Source organism: Bradyrhizobium sp. AZCC 1678, assembly GCF_036924765.1.
GTDB classification, from domain to species: domain Bacteria; phylum Pseudomonadota; class Alphaproteobacteria; order Rhizobiales; family Xanthobacteraceae; genus Bradyrhizobium; species Bradyrhizobium algeriense.
On sequence record NZ_JAZHSE010000001.1, the window covers coordinates 6827923 to 6842882 of the forward strand.

A 14960-nucleotide genomic window follows, 5' to 3' on the forward strand; every position below is an offset into this window, starting at 1 on the left:
CGTAATCCGGGATTCTTGCGACATTCGGCGGCGGTCCGGGTTTCGCTTCGCTTCACCCGGGCTACGGGCTATCGCGGCTCCTCACCATGAGGGGACTCATCACGCAGTAAACCCGGCTACGCTGCCACGGCGATGTTCCGCGGGTTTGCGACATACTCCTTCATGACCTTGCCGGCCCCGTCGGTCTCGACGAGCGACACGTCATAGCTCCAGAGATCGGCAAGGTGCTGCAGCACGCGCTTGGCGTCGGCTTCGCTGAGCTGGGCGCCCTTCACCACGGTGTGGCGCAACATCAGCCGACGATCGCCGGCGAGGTCGACGTCGACGACTTCGATGTTGGCGTCGATGAAGCCGACGTCGTATTGCCGCGCCAGTTCGCGCCGCAGCCGGCGGTAACCGCGCTCGTTGTGGATGGCGTCGACCAGGATACCGCTGCGCTCCTCCGGATCGTCATGCAGATGGAACAGCCGGAAGTGCCGCATCAGCCTCGGGCTCATGAACTGGCTGATGAAGCTTTCATCGCGATAATTGGCCCAGATGTCGCGCAACACACCCATGGCATCGCCCTTGCCGGCGATATCCGGAAACCACTCGTGATCATCGGCTTCCGGATTGGTCACGATGCGCTCGATGTCCTGCATCATCGCAAATCCCAGCGCATACGGATTGAATCCGGAATAGCGCGGATCGTCGAACTCGGGCTGAAACACGACGTTGGTGTGCGACTGCAGGAATTCGAGGAAGTTGCCGTCCGTCAGTCGTCCCTGCTGGTGCAGCCGGCTCATGATCTGATAGTGAACGTAGGTCGCCGTGCCCTCGTTCATCACTTTGGTCTGGCTTTGCGGATAGAAATACTGCGCGATGTGCCGCACGATCCGCAGTATTTCGCGCTGCCAGGGACGCAGGCGCGGCGCCGTCTTCTCGAGAAAGTACAGCAGGTTTTCCTGCGGCAGGCCGAGCATCTGGCGACGGCGCTCGACGTCCAGTATTGCGTCGCTCTTCACTTTGCCGGCCGGAACGGTGCGCCACAAATCGTTGAAGGCGCTCTCCTCATGAGCACGGCGCCTTCCCGCCCGCTTTTCCTCGGCGCGCAGGTCGAGACTCTTCTTGCCGGGATAGCGATCGATCCCGTGCGACATAAGAGCGTGCGCGGCATCGAGCGTATGCTCGACCGCCAGCCGGCCGTGGCGTTCCTCGCAATGCGCCACATAGCGCTTGGCGAATTCGAGATAATCCAGAATGCCGTCGGCGTCGGTCCATTGCTTGAACAGATAGTTGTTCTTGAAGAAATGATTGTGGCCGAAGGCGGCATGCGCGATCACGAGCGTCTGCATCGTCGCGGTATTTTCTTCCATCAGGTAGGAAATGCACGGCGACGAGTTGATGACGATCTCGTAGGCCAGCCCCATCAGCCCCTTGCGATAGGATGCCTCCTGAAAGGCAAAGTGCTTGCCGAACGACCAATGCTTGTAGAACAGCGGCATGCCGACCGACGAATAGGCGTCCAGCATCTGCTCGGCGGTAATGACCTCGATCTGGTTGGGATAGACATCGAGCCCCAGCTCGTCCCGCGCAACCTGCTCGCAGGCGTCGCAGATCCGCTGCAGCGTCCGGAAGTCCCAGTCGGCGCCCTGAAACAGCAGTTGGTCGGTCGCGGTCATGACGCGTTTCTTTCCTGCTGGCTGCGGCGCTTGAAGAGATCGTGGAACACCGGGAAGATCTCACTGCGCTCGTTGACCTTGCGCATCGACAGCGGCGCGCCGCTCGCACGCAGGCTTTCGTAAAGGGTCCAGAGCGACGAATTGGGCATTTCGTAGCTAAGGCCATTTTCCTGGCCGACTTCCAGATAGGCAAAAAACTGGCTGACCGGCAGGATCTTGTCGGTCAGAAGCCGGCTCGTGACCTCGCCATCCGCGTAGGAATTGTCGCCGTCGGAAGCCTGCGCGGCATAGATATTCCAGTCGTCCGGGCGGAACCGCGACCGAACGATGTCGTGCATCGCCTGCAACGCGCTCGACACCAGCGTGCCACCGGAAGCCGGTCCGTAAAAGAATGTCTGCTCGTCGACCTCCTCGGCCCGATCGGTATGCCGGATGAAAACGATCTCGACGTGGCGATAGCGCCGCTTCAGGAACACGTAGAGCAGCATATAGAACCGCTTGGCGAGATCCTTCATATGCTCGGTCATCGAACCGGAGACGTCCATCAGGCAGAACATGACGGCCTGCGCCACCGGCTTCGGCACCGTCTCGAAACGCCGGTAGCGGATGTCGATCGGATCGATGAACGGGATGCGGCGTATCTTGGCCTTCAGCGCCTCGATCTCGGCCATGAGTTCGGCGCGGCGCGCCTCGTCGCTGCAGTCCTTAAGCTCCGCCTCGAGCGCCGCCAGCACCTCCGGCCTCGGCCGCCGCAGCGCCACGCGCCGCGCCAGGGCGCGACTGACCGTTCGGCTCACCGAAATATTGGCGGGCGAGCCGGAGGTTGTGTAGCCCGCCCGGCGAATGCCCTGGCTTTCGACCTCGGCCAGCTTTCGCTTGGCGAGATCGGGCAATTCGAGGTCGTCCAGGAACAGGTCGACAAACTCGTCGCGGCTGAGAACGAAGCGGAAGGTATCTTCGCTGTCGCCCTCGCCCGCACCCCTCCCCTTGCCGCCGCTCGGGTTCGGCCGCGGGAGAATATCGCCTTCGACGAACTTCTTGTTGCCAGGCAGCACCATGTCGCGCGTGCCGCCCTCACGGCGAAAGCGCGGCTCGTCCATGCCGTCGATCGGGACGCTGACCTCGCCGCCTTCCAGGACATCCTTGATGTCCCGGTCCTGCGACGATTTCTTTACGGCCCCCTGAACCAGCGCCTTGGCCCGACGCAGAAAGCGCTGGCGATTCTCAAGACTCTTGCTACCCGGATTCAGGCGCCGGTCGACAATATGAATAGCCACGTTTCATCCGCCTCAGCCTGCCTGTTTTACGCGCATGTACCACTCGACCAACCGGCGGACTTGCCGCTCGGTGTAGCCTCGCTCGACCATGCGCGCGACGAAGTCGTCATGCTTCTTCTCGGTCTCGCCGTCCTTCTTCGAACCGAAGGATATCACGGGAAGCAGATCCTCGACCTGGGAGAATATCCGTTTTTCGATCACTTCCCGGATCTTCTCGTAGCTGGTCCATGCCGGGTTCTTGCCGCCGTTCTGGGCCCGCGACCGCAGCGAGAACTTCACGACCTCGTTGCGGAAGTCCTTGGGGTTGGCGATGCCGGCCGGCTTTTCGATCTTGGTCAGCTCCTGATTGAGCAGTTCGCGATCGAGCAGTTGTCCGGTGTCGGGATCCTTGAAATCCTGATCCTCAATCCAGGCATCGGCATAGTCGACATAGCGGTCGAACAGGTTCTGGCCGTAGTCCGCATAGGACTCCAGATAGGCCTTCTGGATCTCATGCCCAATGAATTCGGCATAGCGCGGCGCCAGTTCGGCCTTGATGAACTCGATATAACGCTTCTCGACCTCGTCGGGAAGTTGCTCGCGCCGGATCGCCTGCTCCAGCGTGTACATCAGATGGACCGCGTCGGCACCGACCTCATTGGTGTCGTGGTTGAAGGTCGCAGCGAGAACCTTGAAGGCGAAGCGGGTCGAAACGCCGTCCATGCCTTCATCGACGCCGGCGGCATCCCTGTACTCCTGAACGCTGCGGGCCTTCGGATCGGATTCCTTCAGGCTTTCACCGTCGTAGATCCGCATCTTGGCGAACACGGTCGAGTTCTCGTGCCTGTGCAACCGCGACATCACCGAGAACCGCGCCAGCGTTTCCAGCGTGGCCGGCGCGCACGGCGCGGTGGCCAGTTCGGAGCTCTGGATCAGCTTCTCATAGATCTTCTGCTCTTCGGTGACGCGCAGGCTGTACGGCACCTTGATGACGCAAATGCGGTCGATGAAGGCCTCGTTGTTCTTGTTGGCCTTGAAGCTTTGCCATTCCGACTCGTTGGAGTGGGCGAGAACGATACCGGTGAACGGGATCGCGCCGATGTTCTCGGTCCCGATATAGTTACTCTCCTGCGTGGCCGTGAGCAGCGGATGCAGCATCTTGATCGGCGCCTTGAACATCTCGACGAATTCGAGAATGCCCTGGTTGGCGCGATTGAGACCGCCCGAATAGCTGTAGGCGTCAGGATCGTTCTGGGCGAAGGTCTCCAGCTTGCGGATATCGACCTTGCCAACCAGTGACGAGATGTCCTGGTTGTTTTCGTCGCCGGGCTCGGTCTTGGCGATCGCGATCTGGCGCAGCCGCGACGGCTGGATCTTGGCGACGCGGAATTGCGAGATGTCGCCACCGAAGGCTTCGAGACGTTTGTAGCACCACGGGCTCATCAGCCCGCTGAGGCGCCGGCGCGGAATGCCGTACTTTTCCTCGAGCATCGGCCCGAGCGATTCCGGATCGAACAGGCTGAGCGGGCTTTCGAATACCGGGCTGAGTTCGTCACCGGCCTTCAACACGTAAATGGGGTGGACTTCCATCAACGACTTGAGGCGTTCGGCAAGTGACGACTTTCCACCACCGACAGGCCCGAGCAGATAAAGTATCTGCTTGCGCTCTTCGAGGCCCTGCGCCGCGTGGCGGAAGAACCCGACGATGCGCTCGATCGTGTCTTCCATCCCGTAGAAGCCGGCGAAAGCCGGATAGAGCCGCATCGTGCGATTCAAAAAGATACGGCCAAGGCGAGGGTCCTTGGCCGTGTCAATCATCTGAGGCTCACCGATCGCAGCTAGTAGTCGTTCGGTCGCATTGGCATATCGCATCGGATCGCTTCGACACGACTCCAGATATTCGGCCATCGACATGTCGGTCTGGCTTCGAGCTTCGAAGGACCGGGCGAAAGCATTGAACAGAGAATCGTTGTACATGATCCGTCTCTCCATGGTCACCTGTAAATGCCGGACGCACCACTCGGGTTCCAGTGTCGGAGCGCCACAGCTTCCGTTCGCGAATCACAATCAGCACATGGGTCGATTGGACACGCGAGCGACTTCACAATGCAATGCAATAGTCGTGCTAACGGCCTCCTCCTCGTAAAGATACGGTGCCATTTCGCTCGCGTTGTAGCCGTGCTGCAACATTTTTTACCGGGGAAGTACTGAGCACGCCGTAAGGGATTTTTTAAGGAATCTGAGCGGTCACGCGGCTCGAATCTGCATCCGCCTGGCAAACCCCGAACAGCCAAACAGAGCACTTCGGGGCTCTGAAACGGCCCGGACGCGCGATAACCGCGCCTTTTGTGACCTTCGGGCGGCCGGTTAGCGGCAAATAAGGCCAAGATTAACACGCGTTCATCGCGGACGGGGTGTTGAACGCACCCGGCGCCAACTGCAACTAAAGTAACATGCCGCGCGTTTAGCCCGAGTCTGCCATGAAATACGCCTGCATCGCCGCCGCCGCTGCCTCCGTCATCGGAGCCCATGCCTGTCACGCCCAGGAAGGCGTCGACAAAGCCAAAGCCGCCGCCTTCCATACTCAGATGTTCGGCGGCCCGCTCAGCCACAAGACCTATGCCTGCTTCGTGCGTCGTTATGACGCCAGCCATCTGGCGGAGCATCCGAAGCAGAAGGTCAGCGCAATGAAGCTGTTGATGACGGCCGAACACGCGCCGGAAGACAAGACCGTCAATTATTCGTTCCGCCTCGGCTTCAAATATCGCCACCGCGCCGGCAATTTCGATTCCAGCGGCTACTGCAATCACATTGTCGCCGAAAACACCGGTGGTGAAATTCGACTTGGCTGCGGCGTCGATTGCGAAGGCGGCGGCATTAACGTGGCGATGAAGGACGACAAATCCGCGCTGATCCGGCTGGAGCGGATTAGGATCTGGGAGCGTAACAAGCCCGACGACGACGCCAGCAATGATCTGTTTGCCGGCGCCGACGACAAGATCTTCCGCGTTGATCGCGCCGATCTGCACGAATGCTCCGAGTTGGTGACGGATCGCGAGGAGCTTGCGGCACTCCGGCACAAATGAGCCATACTACCTAGGTTGGTACGCCTCACTACTTTGGTCTGTGACCCACACCACTTTGGCCGGAAAGATTTTCATGCATCGACGCAATATCCTGTGGGGCGCGATTTCGGCTTTCGGCGCAGCCCTTGCCGCCTCTCGCGCCAGCGCGGCTGGGGAGGCAGCACCTTCGGCAAAATTGAAAGTGGCCTACCACCTCAACGACCTCGACAAGGTCAGCTTCGTGCTGGGCAACATCCAGAACCATCTCGACGGCGTCGGCGGTCCCGACCATGTCACGATGGCGCTGGTGGTTCACGGCCAGGCGTTGCGCGCGTTTCACTCGGCTTCCGCCAACCCCGATCTTTCGAAACGCGTCGGTCAATTCGCCAAGGCCGGTCTCGAACTCGCCGCCTGCGGCAACACCATGAAGTCCCACAATGTCGCGCTGAAGGATTTGCTGCCGGGCTTCATCGCCGCCGAGCAGGGCGGCGTGGTGCGGATCGCCGAGCTGCAATCGCAAGGTTATCTTTACCTCCGACCTTGAGGCCTAGTCCTTTGGATCTTGCGATTGACGTGAACCTTTCACGTCGATCGCTCATTTGCGCGATTTGATCGCCGCACTTTCGCCCGCTGTATCGAGCTGAATACTTCTTCTGTTCGGATGCAGTCGCGACGCCGCCTGCGCGCCCGCTCCCGCGCCGACATGCGGATTGTGTCCCCCTGCAACCGCCCGCGGAATGTTTTGCGCATGAACCCTCAGATGCACGCCGATGCCGGCCGCTTCCGCCGCGGTCGCACCAAGCGCGATCACGCCGCACCAAGGCACGACGCAGGCGGGGGCCGAGATACGACTGTCCATGACGGCCTCCTTCACGACTTCGTGCTTGTGCCCGTTGGTGTCACAATTTCGGGAAGCCGGTTCGATCGATCCGCTGGGATCCAGGCTGGCAAGACCAGCCATTTTCGGGATCGAACCGGTGCCAATGGCGTTATCGTCCCGGACCGCTCCATTCCATCAGGCTGCATGCCCAACCAAATATTGACTTTCCGGCCCTGCCCCCGAAAGCTGCCGGAAGCCCGGAAAACCGACTGAACAGAACAGGCACCATGAATCCCGTCAAAGCACTCGAAAACCACGGCCAGGCAATCTGGTTGGACTTCCTCGCCCGCGGCTTCGTCGCCAAGGGCGACCTCAAGGCGCTGATCGATACCGATGGCGTCAAGGGTGTGACGTCGAACCCCTCGATCTTCGAAAAGGCGATCGGGAGTTCGGACGAATATGACGGCGCGATCGGCCACGCCCTGAAGGCGGGCGACCGCCCCGTCGCCGACCTGTTCGAGGTGCTCGCCGTCGAGGACATCCAGAACGCCGCCGACGTGCTGCGTCCGGTTTACGACCGCTTGAACGGCACCGACGGTTTCGTCAGCCTCGAGGTCTCGCCCTATCTGGCGATGGATACCAAGGGGACCATTGCGGAAGCCGGACGGCTCTGGAAGGACGTCAAGCGGCAGAATTTGATGGTCAAGGTCCCGGCCACGCCGGAAGGGCTGCCTGCGATCGAACATCTGATCGGCGAAGGCATCAGCATCAACATCACGCTGCTGTTCGCGCAAGAGGTCTATCGCGAGGTGGCGGAGGCCTATATCGCCGGCCTTGAAAAACTCGTCGCCAATGGCGGCGATCCCGCGCCTGTCGCCAGCGTCGCCTCCTTCTTCGTCAGCCGCATCGATACCGCGGTCGACAAGCAGCTCGACGACAAGATCGCGAAGGCTAACGATCCCAGCGAAAAGGAGCGGCTGAGCGCGCTGAAGGGCAAGGTCGCCATCGCCAACGCCAAGCTTGCCTACCAGGACTACAAGCGGCTGTTCGCGGGCCCCCGTTGGGAGAAGCTCGCGGCCAAGGGTGCCAAGCCGCAGCGTCTGCTGTGGGCATCCACCGGCACCAAGAACAAGGACTATAGCGACGTGCTGTATGTCGAGGAGCTGATCGGCCCCAACACCGTCAACACCGTGCCGCCGGCAACGCTCGATGCATTCCGCGACCATGGCCTAGTTAGGGACAGCCTCGAGGAAAATATCGAGGACGCAAGGCGCGTGCTGGACGAGCTCGAAAAATCCGGCATCTCGCTCGACGCCATCACGGAAGAACTGGTCAAAGACGGCGTCAAGCTGTTTGCGGATTCCGCTGACAAGCTCTATGGCGCGGTTGCGCAGAAACGCGCAGCTTCGCTCGGCGGCGGCATCGACCGCCAGCAACTCGTGCTCGGCGACGGCATCAAGAAAGCCGTGGCAAAGAGCACCGAGGACTGGCGCGCGTCGGCGACAATCCGCCGCCTGTGGCAGAAGGACAAATCGGTCTGGACCGATGACGACGAGAACAAATGGCTGGGCTGGCTGAACAGCCCTGCAGCCGCCGACGTCGCCGATTACGAGGATTTTGCACGACGCGTGAAGGGACAGAATTTCAGCGACGCCGTGGTGCTCGGCATGGGCGGATCGAGCCTCGGGCCGGAAGTGCTGGCGGAAACGTTTGCCAGGAAATCCGGCTTCCCAAAACTGCATGTGCTCGATTCCACCGATCCCGCGCAGGTGCGCGCGATGGAGGAGACGGTCGATCTGGCCCACACGCTGTTCATTGTCTCCAGCAAATCGGGCGGCACTACCGAGCCGAACGTGATGAAGGATTACTTCTTCGATCGCGTCTCCAAAACCATCGGCAAGGACAAAGCCGGCCATCGCTTCATCGCGGTGACCGATCCCGGCTCGTCGCTGGAGAAGGGCGCGATCAGCCAAGGCTTTGCCCGCATCTTCCATGGCGATCCCGCGATCGGCGGACGCTATTCCGTGCTGTCGCCGTTCGGACTGGTGCCGGCGGCCGCCGCCGGCATCGACGTTCGCAGCCTGATCACGCACGCGCTGGCGATGGTGCGCTCCTGCGGAGCCGACGTGCCGCCGCATGAAAACCCGGGCGTGCAGCTCGGCCTGGCGATGGGTCTCGCCGGCCTCGAAGGCCGCGACAAGGTGACGATCACCTCGTCGGAGAAGGTCGCCGATTTCGGCGCCTGGGCCGAACAACTGATTGCCGAATCCACCGGCAAGGACGGCAAGGGCCTGATCCCGATCGACGGCGAGCCGCTCGGCGATCCCTCGCTTTACGGCAACGACCGCTTCTTCATCGATATCCGCACCGAAGGCGAGGACGACGCCTCGCATGACGACCGGCTCAAGGCGCTTGAGGAGGCGGGTCACCCCGTGGCCCGCATCGTGATGAAATCGATCGACCATATCGGCCAGGAGTTTTTCCGGTTTGAGATGGCCACCGCCGTGGCGGGCGCGATCCTCGGCATCAACCCGTTCAACCAGCCCGATGTGGAAGCAGCCAAGATCAAGACCCGCGAACTGACTAGCGCGTTCGAGAAGACCGGCGCGCTGCCTGCGGAGAAGCCGGTGATCTCGACCGATGAAGCCGATCTCTACACCGACGCGCACAACGCGGCCGAACTGCGCAAGGCCGGCGCCGATGGCACGCTCGGCTCGTGGATCAGGGCGCATCTGTCGCGTTCGGACGACGGCGACTATGTCGCCCTGCTCGCCTATATTGCGCGAGACCCCGGCACGATCGGTTCGCTGCAGAAGATGCGGCTTGCGGTGCGCGACACGCGTCACGTCGCGAGTTGCGCCGAGTTCGGCCCGCGCTTCCTGCATTCCACCGGCCAAGCCTACAAGGGCGGCCCCGACAGCGGCGTGTTCCTGCAGATCACGGCCGACGACGCCGAGGATTTACCGGTGCCCGGCCAGAAGGCGAGTTTCGGCATCATCAAGGCGGCGCAGGCGCGCGGCGATTTCGACGTGCTCACCGAACGAGGGCGGCGCGCGCTGCGCGTCCATCTCAAGGGCGATCTCGGATCGGGACTGTCCGCACTCGATGCCGCGATTGCGGAAGCGCTCAGCTAGGAAAGTCAGGATATGCAACTCGGCATGATCGGGCTCGGCCGGATGGGCGGCAATATCGTCCGCCGGCTGATGAACAACGGCCACACCGCCGTGGTCTACGACAAGGACGCAAGGGCGGTCGCCGGCCTCGCCGGCGAAGGCGCAACCGGCGCCGATACGCTGGAAGATTTCGTGGCCAAACTCGACAAGCCGCGGACCGCCTGGGTGATGCTGCCGGCAGGCAAGATCACCGAGGCGACCATCGAGGCATTGGCAAAGCTGATGCAGCCCGGCGACGTCATCATCGATGGCGGCAACACGTTCTGGCAGGACGATGTTCGCCGCGGCGCGGCGCTGAAGGCCAAGGGCCTGCATTATCTCGATGTCGGCACCAGCGGCGGCGTCTGGGGCATCGAGCGCGGCTATTGCATGATGATCGGCGGTGACAAGGCGGTGGTTGACCGGCTCGACCCGATCTTCAAGACGTTGGCGCCGGGCGTTGGCGACATCCCGCCCACATCCGGCCGCGAGGGCCGCGACCCGCGCGTTGAGCAGGGCTACATTCACGCCGGCCCGTCGGGCGCCGGACACTTCGTCAAGATGATCCACAACGGCATCGAATACGGCCTGATGCAGGCCTATGCCGAGGGCTTTGATATTCTGAAGAACGCCAATATCGAAGCGCTGCCGCCGGAGCACCGCTTCGCGTTCGACATCGCCGACATCGCCGAAGTGTGGCGGCGCGGCAGCGTGATCCCGTCCTGGCTGCTCGATCTCACATCCTCCGCGCTCGCGGAAAACCAGACGCTGGAGAATTACTCCGGCTTCGTGGAGGATTCCGGCGAAGGCCGCTGGACCGTGAATGCCGCGATCGACGAGGCCGTGCCGGCGGAAGTACTGACGGCGGCGCTCTATGCACGCTTCCGTTCCCGCAAGGATCACACCCTTGCGGAAAAGATCCTGTCCGCGATGCGGGCCGGTTTCGGCGGCCACAAGGAGCCGCCGAAAAAACCTGACACGAAGGCCTGAACGGACATGGCGGTCGGCCAGACAGCACAGAAAAAACCCGATCCCTGCTCGTTCGTCATTTTGGGCGTGACCGGCGATCTCGCGCACCGGCTGGTCGTGCCCGCGCTTTATAACCTCGCCGCCAGCGATCTGTTACCGGAGAGGTTCTGCCTGGTCGGCGTCGCTCGCAAGGGCATGACGGACGACAAACTGCGCGACAGCCTGATGAAAGGCCTGCGCGAGTTCGCGACCCAGCCGGTGGACGACGCGGTTTCGCTGCGACTGCTGCAATGCCTCACCTGCATCGAGGCCGATCCGAAAGATCCGCCGTCGTTCGATGCGATGAGCAAGCAGCTCGCCGAACTGGAAGCCGCGCGAAACACCGGCGGCAACCGGCTGTTCTATCTGGCGACCCCGCCCAACGCGTTCCTGCCGATCAGCCGCGAGCTTGGCCGCACCGGCATGCTGGCCGAGAACGGCGCGTGGCGGCGGCTGGTGGTGGAAAAGCCGTTCGGCACCGATCTCGTTTCGGCACGGGCGCTGAACAGCGAACTGCTCAAACTCGTCGATGAGCACGAGATCTACCGGATCGATCACTATCTCGGCAAGGAGACGGTGCAGAACATTTTGGTGCTGCGTTTCGCCAACGGCATGTTCGAGCCGATCTGGAACCGCAACCACATCGACCATGTTCAGATCACGGTCAATGAACAGCTCGCCGTCGGTCACCGCGGTAGTTTCTACGACCAGACCGGCGCGCTGCGCGACATGGTGCCGAACCACCTGTTTCAGTTGCTGTCGCTGGTCGCGATGGAGCCGCCGATCCGGTTCGACGCGCATTCGGTGCGCGCGGAAAAGGCCGATGTGCTCTCTGCGATCCAGGCCCAGAGCGAGGCAGAGGCGCTGCGGAATTCGGTGCGCGGCCAGTATCTGGCCGGCCGGATCGGCGATAGCCAGATCGAGGACTACCGGAAGATCGAGGACGTCGCAGCCGGCAGCACCACCGAAACCTATGCGGCGCTGAAGCTGATCATCGACAACTGGCGCTGGGCCGGCGTTCCCTTCTACCTGCGCACCGGCAAGGCGCTCGGCGTCAAGCGCACCGAAGTCGCGATCAAATTCAAGCAGGCTCCGTTCGCGATGTTCAACTGCACGCCGGTGGAAGCACTGGCGCAGAACTACCTCGTTATCGGCGTCGCGCCGAACGAGGGAATTGCGCTGCAGTTCAACACCAAGGTGCCCGGACCCTCGATCCTGATCGACGGTGTCGAGATGAAGTTTCGCTACAAGGATTATTTCAAGGCGGAGCCCTCGACCGGCTACGAGACGCTGATCTATGACTGCATGATCGGCGACAATATCCTGTTCCAGCGCGCCGACAGCGTCGAGGCAGGCTGGAAGGCGGTGCAGCCGTTCATCGACGCCTGGAAGAAGGCGGGCGCCGAGGGCTTGCAGACCTACAAGGCCGGCAGCGAAGGGCCGGAGGACGCGAACGAACTGTTGAGACGCGACGGCCGAAGCTGGCGAAAGCTCGGGTGAACGATGGCCGCGAACGACAACCGCCACGTAATCACGGTCACCGATCCAGCGGCGCTGGCGGCAACCGCCGCCGAACATCTGCTGGCCAGAACAGCCGCCAACAGCGGTCGCGTGGCGATCTGCCTGACTGGCGGATCGAGCCCGAAGCAGCTCTATCATTTGCTTGCGACCGACGCCTATCGAAGCCGGATCCCGTGGCAGCGCGTGCACTGGTTCATCGGCGACGAACGCTTCGTGCCGGCGGATGACCCGCTCAACAACATGGGCATGGCGCGAACGGCCTTCCTGGACCGATGCGCACCGGCGGCAAACATCCATCCGATTCCGACCGCGACCGCCGACCCAACCGACCCCGATCGGGGCGCCGCGCTTTACGAACAGGAGCTGCAATCGTTTTATGGCGCAGACACGCTTGATCGCGCCAGGCCCCTGTTCGATCTTGTGCTGATGGGCGTCGGTCCCGACGGCCACACCGCGTCGCTGTTTCCCGGCGATGGCGCACTCGATGAGACCGCGCGCTGGGTCGTCGGCATAGCCAAAGCGAATGTCGAGCCGTTCGTGCCGCGGGTTACCCTCACGCTGCCCACCCTCGCCTCCTCCCGCGAAATGCTGTTCGAGGTTGCGGGCGCGGATAAGCGTGCGATCTTGACGCGGCTCTTCGCAGCCGAGAACCTGCCCGCCAACCGCGCGCGATCCACCGGCGAGACGGTCTGGCTGGTGGACCGGGCCGCGTTTCCGGAGAATTTTGGTGGGCAGTAACACGCTTTGCGCGCTGGTGGTGATGGGCGTCTCCGGCTCGGGCAAGAGCACCATCGCCGATCATCTCGCTGGACGCCTAGGCTGGCGCTACGAGGACGGCGACAGGTTTCACCCGGCAAGCAACGTCGAGAAGATGAGCGCCGGCCATCCGCTGACGGACGAAGACCGCTGGCCGTGGCTGCAGGCAATTGCCGACGAGATCGACCGCCTCTCGGCCGCCGGTGAGCGCGCCGTCATCGCCTGCTCGGCGCTGAAGCGCGCCTATCGCGACGTCCTCGTGCACGGCCGCGACGATGTCCGCATCGTCTTTCTCGACGGAACGCAGGATCTGATCGCCGCCCGCCTTGCCAGCCGCCAGGGCCACTTCATGCCGCCGGGCCTGCTTGCCAGCCAGTTCAAGACACTGGAGCGGCCGGGCGCCGACGAGCGGCCGATCACGGTATCGATCGATGCGCCGGTCGAGCGAATCGTGGATGACATCGTCACTCAATTGAACCTGGTTCCCCAATGACCCGCATTGCACTCGTTGTTTCCGACGTCGACGGCACCCTGTTGACGAAGGACAAGATCCTGACCGATGCCGCAAAGGCGGCCGTGCGCAAGCTGCATGCGGCTGGCGTCGGCTTCACCATCGTCTCCAGCCGGCCGACCATCGGCATGGGTTTTCTGATCGAGCCGCTTTCGATCACGCTTCCCGTCGGCGCCTTCAACGGCAGCTCGATCGTCGACGACAAGCTCAGGCCGATCGAGCAGCATCTGATCGCCCCCGACGTGGCGCAGCGCAGCCTCGACGTGCTCGATGCGTTCGGCGTCGATATCTGGCTCTTCACCAACGAACGTTGGTACACGCGCAATCCCGACGGCGAATACGTCCCGCACGAAAAGCGGGCGATCAAGGCCGATCCTACCATTATCCCGGATTTCACGCCGCATCTCGCCAGCGTCTGCAAGATCGTCGGCGCCAGTTCGGACGCGGCGCTGCTTAAGCGTTGCGAGGTGGCGATGCGGGAAGCCGTCGGGACGGAGGCGACCGCGGTCCGCTCGCAGACCTATTATCTCGACATCACGCCGCCCGGTCACGACAAGGGCACCTTCGTGGACGCGATAAGCAGGCGGCTCGGCATCCCGGCCGCGGCGGTGGCGACCATCGGCGACATGGAGAATGATCTGCCGATGTTTGCCAAAAGCGGCGTTTCATTTGCAATGGGCAATGCGGCCGACGGCATCAAGCAGCACGCGACGCATGTGACCGAGAGCAACGAGCGCGATGGATTTGCGGCTGCGATCGAGATGGTGCTGCAGCTCGGATAGGATCTTTTTTGAAGCGTTTTCTGTGCAGATAAGTCTACGCAATCTGCGTAAACTTGATTGCTATGCGAACCGGCATCCACCCCGAATCACGTCCGGGGCGGGCTTTCGCTCGAAAACGCCATGCTCCGCCGTATCAAGCCGGCGTGAAGGATAAATCGAGGAGTTCTCAAAGTCTTCGCGCGGCGGATCCGCTTCTGTTGGCCGGCACGATCGGCAAGCGCGAGCCGGTGTCCGACCGCCACCTCCTCCCATGAAGGCAGGTTCACCCCAGCCCGGGCCTGCCGCGGCGAAGTCGGGTGCCGGCTCGCGCGACTCGTCGAACATTTTCAAACAGCCGTAGGCTGGGCAAAGCGAAGCGTGCCCACCATCAAAAAGCACGATCGGTGATAAATGACGGGCACGGCGCTACGCGCCTTTGCCCACCCTAC

General features: G+C 62.3%; 12 protein-coding genes. 8 read left to right on the forward strand and 4 right to left on the reverse strand.

What is annotated here, in order from left to right; all coding sequences use genetic code 11:
• Nucleotides 1–116: 116 nt before the first annotated feature.
• Genes V1294_RS32830 through V1294_RS32840 form a run of 3 tightly spaced genes read right to left on the reverse strand, consistent with a single transcriptional unit; the run spans nucleotide 117 to nucleotide 4894 of the window.
• Nucleotides 117–1661: a SpoVR family protein gene (locus V1294_RS32830; protein ID WP_334503046.1), complete on the reverse strand. Its 1545-nt coding sequence runs from the start codon at nucleotides 1659–1661 to the stop codon at nucleotides 117–119.
• Nucleotides 1658–2938: a YeaH/YhbH family protein gene (locus tag V1294_RS32835; RefSeq protein ID WP_334503048.1), complete on the reverse strand. Its 1281-nt coding sequence runs from the start codon at nucleotides 2936–2938 to the stop codon at nucleotides 1658–1660. Before V1294_RS32835 ends, V1294_RS32830 begins: the two co-directional genes overlap by 4 nt.
• Nucleotides 2939–2950: 12 nt before the next feature.
• Nucleotides 2951–4894 (reverse strand): PrkA family serine protein kinase, encoded by a 1944-nt coding sequence (locus V1294_RS32840; RefSeq protein WP_334484671.1) that lies wholly within the window; start codon nucleotides 4892–4894, stop codon nucleotides 2951–2953.
• 503 nt (nucleotides 4895–5397) lie between these two features.
• On the opposite strand from V1294_RS32840, the gene V1294_RS32845 reads away from it, so the two are divergent.
• Nucleotides 5398–6003 carry a hypothetical protein gene (locus V1294_RS32845; protein ID WP_334503051.1) on the forward strand — a complete coding sequence of 202 codons (606 nt, stop codon included), beginning with the start codon at nucleotides 5398–5400 and terminating at the stop codon, nucleotides 6001–6003.
• 73 nt (nucleotides 6004–6076) lie between these two features.
• Nucleotides 6077–6526 carry a DsrE family protein gene (locus V1294_RS32850; protein WP_334503052.1) on the forward strand — a complete coding sequence of 150 codons (450 nt, stop codon included), beginning with the start codon at nucleotides 6077–6079 and terminating at the stop codon, nucleotides 6524–6526.
• A gap of 51 nt (nucleotides 6527–6577) precedes the next feature.
• On the opposite strand, the gene V1294_RS32855 is transcribed toward V1294_RS32850, so the two are convergent.
• On the reverse strand, nucleotides 6578–6841 hold the full coding sequence (locus V1294_RS32855) for a hypothetical protein (protein WP_334503053.1): 264 nt from the start codon (nucleotides 6839–6841) through the stop codon (nucleotides 6578–6580).
• 248 nt (nucleotides 6842–7089) lie between these two features.
• On the opposite strand from V1294_RS32855, the gene V1294_RS32860 reads away from it, so the two are divergent.
• Genes V1294_RS32860 through V1294_RS32885 form a run of 6 tightly spaced genes read left to right on the forward strand, consistent with a single transcriptional unit; the run spans nucleotide 7090 to nucleotide 14532 of the window.
• On the forward strand, nucleotides 7090–9936 hold the full coding sequence (locus V1294_RS32860; protein ID WP_334503055.1) for a bifunctional transaldolase/phosoglucose isomerase: 2847 nt from the start codon (nucleotides 7090–7092) through the stop codon (nucleotides 9934–9936).
• Nucleotides 9937–9948: 12 nt separating this feature from the next.
• The gene (gene gnd / locus V1294_RS32865; protein ID WP_334503057.1) at nucleotides 9949–10944 is read left to right on the forward strand and encodes a phosphogluconate dehydrogenase (NAD(+)-dependent, decarboxylating); all 996 of its coding nucleotides are present in this window, start codon (nucleotides 9949–9951) and stop codon (nucleotides 10942–10944) included.
• Between the two features lie 6 nt (nucleotides 10945–10950).
• Nucleotides 10951–12462 carry a glucose-6-phosphate dehydrogenase gene (zwf, locus tag V1294_RS32870; protein ID WP_334503059.1) on the forward strand — a complete coding sequence of 504 codons (1512 nt, stop codon included), beginning with the start codon at nucleotides 10951–10953 and terminating at the stop codon, nucleotides 12460–12462.
• Nucleotides 12463–12465: 3 nt separating this feature from the next.
• Nucleotides 12466–13221 (forward strand): 6-phosphogluconolactonase, encoded by a 756-nt coding sequence (pgl, locus tag V1294_RS32875; RefSeq protein ID WP_334503061.1) that lies wholly within the window; start codon nucleotides 12466–12468, stop codon nucleotides 13219–13221.
• A 22-nt stretch (nucleotides 13222–13243) separates the two neighbouring features.
• Entirely contained in the window at nucleotides 13244–13732 is a 489-nt protein-coding gene (locus V1294_RS32880) for a gluconokinase (protein WP_334489919.1), read from the forward strand.
• Nucleotides 13729–14532: a Cof-type HAD-IIB family hydrolase gene (locus tag V1294_RS32885; RefSeq protein ID WP_334503064.1), complete on the forward strand. Its 804-nt coding sequence runs from the start codon at nucleotides 13729–13731 to the stop codon at nucleotides 14530–14532. Before V1294_RS32880 ends, V1294_RS32885 begins: the two co-directional genes overlap by 4 nt.
• The last annotated feature ends 428 nt before the right edge of the window (nucleotides 14533–14960 follow it).

What these genes read in the sequence shown, in the direction of transcription:
- V1294_RS32830 (WP_334503046.1), bottom strand. Translation starts at nt 1,661, where the DNA reads ATGACCGCGACCGACCAACTGCTGTTTCAGGGCGCCGACTGGGACTTC.
- V1294_RS32840 (WP_334484671.1), bottom strand. Translation starts at nt 4,894, where the DNA reads ATGTACAACGATTCTCTGTTCAATGCTTTCGCCCGGTCCTTCGAAGCT.
- V1294_RS32845 (WP_334503051.1), top strand. Translation starts at nt 5,398, where the DNA reads ATGAAATACGCCTGCATCGCCGCCGCCGCTGCCTCCGTCATCGGAGCC.
- V1294_RS32850 (WP_334503052.1), top strand. Translation starts at nt 6,077, where the DNA reads ATGCATCGACGCAATATCCTGTGGGGCGCGATTTCGGCTTTCGGCGCA.
- V1294_RS32855 (WP_334503053.1), bottom strand. Translation starts at nt 6,841, where the DNA reads ATGGACAGTCGTATCTCGGCCCCCGCCTGCGTCGTGCCTTGGTGCGGC.
- V1294_RS32860 (WP_334503055.1), top strand. Translation starts at nt 7,090, where the DNA reads ATGAATCCCGTCAAAGCACTCGAAAACCACGGCCAGGCAATCTGGTTG.
- gnd (WP_334503057.1), top strand. Translation starts at nt 9,949, where the DNA reads ATGCAACTCGGCATGATCGGGCTCGGCCGGATGGGCGGCAATATCGTC.
- zwf (WP_334503059.1), top strand. Translation starts at nt 10,951, where the DNA reads ATGGCGGTCGGCCAGACAGCACAGAAAAAACCCGATCCCTGCTCGTTC.
- pgl (WP_334503061.1), top strand. Translation starts at nt 12,466, where the DNA reads ATGGCCGCGAACGACAACCGCCACGTAATCACGGTCACCGATCCAGCG.
- V1294_RS32880 (WP_334489919.1), top strand. Translation starts at nt 13,244, where the DNA reads ATGGGCGTCTCCGGCTCGGGCAAGAGCACCATCGCCGATCATCTCGCT.
- V1294_RS32885 (WP_334503064.1), top strand. Translation starts at nt 13,729, where the DNA reads ATGACCCGCATTGCACTCGTTGTTTCCGACGTCGACGGCACCCTGTTG.